This is a genomic window from Hydrogenophaga sp. NFH-34, from assembly GCF_021401345.1.
Lineage (GTDB): Bacteria > Pseudomonadota > Gammaproteobacteria > Burkholderiales > Burkholderiaceae_C > Hydrogenophaga > Hydrogenophaga electricum.
The window spans coordinates 1-2,999 of sequence record NZ_JACBGE010000057.1 but is presented as its reverse complement, the minus strand read 5'-3'; the positions used below and the strand labels follow the sequence as shown (position 1 = coordinate 2,999).

The window sequence follows — 2,999 nt, the reverse complement described above, 5'->3', positions numbered from 1 at the left end:
TCGTAAGCGTCGCCTCAGCACCCTCTTGACGAGGAGGACGGGAGGTATTCAGACGTCCACGACGTGGCGCAGCAGGGCGAAGCCGACGCGCCAATGGGTGCCGTCGCCGGGGTCGATGGTGGCGGTGCGGCTGTTGATGCGCACGATGGTGCCCACCACGGTCTGCAGGTACTTGTCTTCGAAGGCGACCTTCTCGCCGCAGCGGAAGTCGTTGCGCGTCGGCCGCGGCACAGCGGGCGGCTCAGGAGCCACCGCTTGAGGATGCGCTGCCGGATCGGGTTGCGGCGGTTCGATCGCGGCGTAGGGCAGCTTCCACTCTTTGCGTTCGCGCAAGTCCTGCAACGTGACCTGGGCCTCGCGCATGGCCACGACCTTGCCCTCGCGCAGGCTGCCATCGCGCCAGTCCACAAAGCGCACCGTCTGCCCCAGGTGCATGTCCTTGCGCACGGCAATGATGCGCCGGGGATCGGCCAACAATCGCTCGATCAGCGTGCTCAGCTGGAACAGCTCCAGGCTGCTGGCGTTCTGCAGGGCGTCCAGCACCCGCGGGTCGATGCCGGGTGCGTTCATGCTGCCCGGCGCTGTTGTGCCGGGTTGGCCCCTGACTGCATCAGGTTCCAGGGCAACAGCTCGTCGATGCGGTTGATGGGGTGATCGGCAATCCGGTTGAGCACCTCACACAGGTAGACCTCGGGATCCAGCCCATTGAGCTTGGCGGTCTGCACCAGGCTGTAGATCGCGGCCGCGCGCTCGCCGCCACCGTCCGAGCCCATGAACAGATAGTTGCCTCGCCCCAAGGCCACTCCACGCAGCGCCCGCTCGGCAGCGTTGTTGTCCATCTCGATACGGCCGTCATCGCAATAGCGCGTCAGGGCCTGCCAGCGCGTGAGGCTATAGCCGATGGCCTGCGCCAATTCCGATTTGGCCGACACCCGTCCCAGCAACTGGCTCAGCCAGGCGTGCATCTCCTGCAGCAGCGGGCTCGCCCGTGCTTGGCGTTGGACTCGTCGCACCTCTGGTGGCTGCCCTCGGATCTCGCGCTCGATCGCATACAGCCCGGCAATGCGCCTGAGCGCCTGCGCCGCGATGGAGTTCTCGTTGCGGCCGCTGCTGAGGTACAGATCCCACCACGGCCTGCGCGCGTGTGCCCAGCAAGCGGCCTCGGTGATCTGGCCTGATCCGTAGAGCTTGCCCCAGCCTCCGTAGGCGTCTGCCTGCAGGATGCCTCGGTATTGCCGCAGGTGCCGCTGTGGGTGTTCACCCTTTCGGTCCGGCGTGTACTGGTACCAGGCTGCAGGAGGCTCGCTCGATCCGATCGGTCGGTCGTCTCTGACGTATACCCACAAGCGCCCGGTCTTGGTCTGGCCCCGTCCGGGCTGCAGCACCGGTACCGGCGTGTCGTCGGCGTGGATCTTGGTGGCCGCCAAGGTGTAGCGCCCCAGCGCCGCCACCAGCGGGTCCAGCAACTGATCGGCCTGCTCGACCCAGCCGGCCAGCGTGGAGCGGTCCAGCTCAACACCGCTGCGGGCGTAGATGCCGCTTTGACGGTACAAGGGCAAATGGTCGCAATATTTGGAAACCAGCACATGGGCCAGCAGGCCGGCGCCGGCCACACCACGCGCAATCGGGCGGCCCGGTGCGCTGGCCTGGAAGATCGTCTGGCAAGCCACACAGACCAGCTTGGGCCGTACATGCCGGATCACCTTGAAGTGCGCCGGCACGTACTCCAACTGCTCGGAGACGTCTTGCCCGATTCTGCGCAACCGGGCACCACACGCCGTGCAGCCGCAAGGCTGACCCGCACTGTCGTGGTGACTGTGGCTGACCTCGGGCAAATGTTCCTGGACATCGCGCGGCAGATGTGCCGGCAGACTGCGGTCGATCTGCGCGTCGTTGGCTGGAGCCTGTGTCGATGTGACCTTGGATCGGGAGGCCATGACGAGCTCGCCTCCATCGATCAAAGGTATTTGTGCCGCCCATTGTTCGCTGGAGTGGCCGAACTCGGCACGCACGCGACGCAGCAGCTGCAACTTGAGCTTGTCGACCATCAGCTTGAGCAGCGCCACCTCGCTATCGCGCGCCTCAATGATGCGCAGCAATTCTTCGCGGCTCGAATGTGATGAGGTGGGCGTCGACACAGCCTTGAGTGTGCCTCACCCTCGTGCAGCAGGCCATCGGGAATGACCCGCAACGCCTGTCTACACGGCCAGCTCTGGCCGGTGCGTGCGTGCTGGCATGCGCCAATCGATACCTTCGAGCAGCATCGACAACTGTGCCGGTGTCAGCGACACGCCACCGCCCGAGGCTTGGGGCCAGACAAAGCGCCCGCGTTCGAGGCGCTTGCTCAACAGCAACAATCCCTGGCCATCGAACCACAGCACCTTGATGATGTCGCCACGGCGGCCGCGGAAGACGAAGACGTGGCCACTGAACGGGTTCTCGCTCAACGCGGTCTGCACCATCGCAGCCAGGCCATCGAAACCCTTGCGCATGTCGGTGTGTCCGGCCACGATCCACACCCGCGTGTTCGCTGGCAAACCGATCATGATCGCAGCGCGGCCAGCACCGCCCTCAGTTGCGCGGCATCGACCTGGCCGCTCAGGCGGATAACGGCACCGCACAATTCGATCTCCACCGTTCCTGTGGACGGTTGGGCAATAGTGGTCGCTGCCACATCGGCACAGGGCGGCTGCGCGAGAACAGTCACGGGTAACAGCGCCTGGGTGCCCGATTGCCAATGCCCCAGCTTCATCCAGTGACGCAGCAAATTGGCGTTGATGCCGTTGCGCAGCGCCAGCCCCGAGACGGAAGCACCTGGTCTGCTGGCCTGCTCGACCAGCCAAGCCTTGAAGGCCGAGAAATAGATGTGCTTGCCGTTGCCAAGGGTGCGCTCAACCTTCGGTCCGTTCCACTCAGGGGTATGTCCACTGTCTTGCATATGGACACATGCTGCCGTGCCCCTGACAACCTCACAACAAGGGCCTTGAGGCCACGCTTAC

General features: G+C 65.0%; 4 protein-coding genes. All 4 read right to left on the bottom strand.

Going from position 1 to position 2,999, the window contains the following annotated elements; all coding sequences use genetic code 11:
* Nucleotides 1-48: 48 nt before the first annotated feature.
* From L0977_RS25265 to tnpA, 4 genes are read right to left on the bottom strand one after another with little or no spacing between them, the layout of a single operon-like run.
* Complete coding sequence (locus L0977_RS25265; RefSeq protein WP_234267679.1) at nucleotides 49-570, bottom strand: hypothetical protein; 522 nt, start codon at nucleotides 568-570, stop codon at nucleotides 49-51.
* Complete coding sequence (gene tnpC, locus L0977_RS25260; protein ID WP_234267678.1) at nucleotides 567-2,138, bottom strand: IS66 family transposase; 1,572 nt, start codon at nucleotides 2,136-2,138, stop codon at nucleotides 567-569. The genes L0977_RS25265 and tnpC overlap by 4 nt, the downstream gene beginning before the upstream one ends.
* A gap of 60 nt (nucleotides 2,139-2,198) precedes the next feature.
* Entirely contained in the window at nucleotides 2,199-2,546 is a 348-nt protein-coding gene (gene tnpB, locus L0977_RS25255) for an IS66 family insertion sequence element accessory protein TnpB (RefSeq protein WP_234267677.1), read from the bottom strand.
* Nucleotides 2,543-2,938: an IS66-like element accessory protein TnpA gene (gene tnpA / locus L0977_RS25250; protein WP_234267676.1), complete on the bottom strand. Its 396-nt coding sequence runs from the start codon at nucleotides 2,936-2,938 to the stop codon at nucleotides 2,543-2,545. The genes tnpB and tnpA overlap by 4 nt, the downstream gene beginning before the upstream one ends.
* Nucleotides 2,939-2,999 lie beyond the last annotated feature (61 nt).